Here is a 1,159-nt window from a genome sequence, read left to right as displayed (position 1 = left end):
GGGTGACTGCGTACCTTTTGTATAATGGGTCAGCGACTTACATTCTGTAGCGAGGTTAACCGAATAGGGGAGCCGTAGGGAAACCGAGTCTTAACTGGGCGAATAGTTGCAGGGTGTAGACCCGAAACCGGGCGATCTATCCATGAGCAGGTTGAAGGTTGGGTAACACTAACTGGAGGACCGAACCCACTAATGTTGAAAAATTAGGGGATGACTTGTGGATCGGAGTGAAAGGCTAATCAAGCTCGGAGATATCTGGTTCTCCTCGAAAGCTATTTAGGTAGCGCCTCGAGCGAATACCATTGGGGGTAGAGCACTGTTTGGGCTAGGGGGTCATCCCGACTTACCAACCCCATGCAAACTCCGAATACCAATGAGTACTACTCGGGAGACACACGGCGGGTGCTAACGTCCGTCGTGAAAAGGGAAACAACCCAGACCGCCAGCTAAGGTCCCAAAGTAATGATTAAGTGGAAAACGATGTGGGAAGGCATAGACAGCTAGGAGGTTGGCTTAGAAGCAGCCACCCTTTAAAGAAAGCGTAATAGCTCACTAGTCGAGTCGGCCTGCGCGGAAGATGTAACGGGGCTAAAATCATTCACCGAAGCTGCGGACTTGCATTATGTGCAAGTGGTAGAGGAGCGTTCTGTAAGCCTGCGAAGGTGTCTTGAGAAGGATGCTGGAGGTATCAGAAGTGCGAATGCTGACATGAGTAACGATAAGGGGAGTGAAAAACTTCCCCGCCGAAAGACCAAGGGTTCCTATCCCATGCTAATCAGGGTAGGGTGAGTCGGCTCCTAAGGCGAGGCTGAAAGGCGTAGTCGATGGGAAACAGGTTAATATTCCTGTACCGGCCAATACTGCGATGGGGGGACGGAGAAAGCTAGGCAAGCGCGGCGTTGGTAGTCCGCGTGAAAGTGTGTAGGTTGAGAGACTAGGAAAATCCGGTTTCTTAAGACTGAGACACGAGACGAGTTACTAAGGTGATGAAGTTGCTAACGCTATGCTTCCAGGAAAAGCCTCTAAGCTTCAGGTATTGGTGACCGTACCCTAAACCGACACAGGTGGTCAGGTAGAGCATACCAAGGCGCTTGAGAGAACTCGGCTGAAGGAACTAGGCAAAATAGTACCGTAACTTCGGGAGAAGGTACGCTCTTTG

General features: G+C 50.7%; 1 rRNA gene (running past one end of the window). It reads left to right on the top strand.

The annotated features are described in order from the left end of the window. Positions 1-1,159 (top strand): 23S ribosomal RNA (locus L1N97_RS16810) (its annotated part continues 1,261 nt past the right edge of the window); the annotation flags it as partial.

Origin of the sequence: Rheinheimera sp. UJ63 (assembly GCF_021568285.1) — a bacterium.
In the GTDB taxonomy this organism is placed as follows: Bacteria; Pseudomonadota; Gammaproteobacteria; order Enterobacterales; family Alteromonadaceae; genus Alishewanella; species Alishewanella maricola.
The sequence above is the reverse complement of the archived record's forward strand: the minus strand, read 5'-3'. Positions and strand labels throughout refer to the sequence as shown.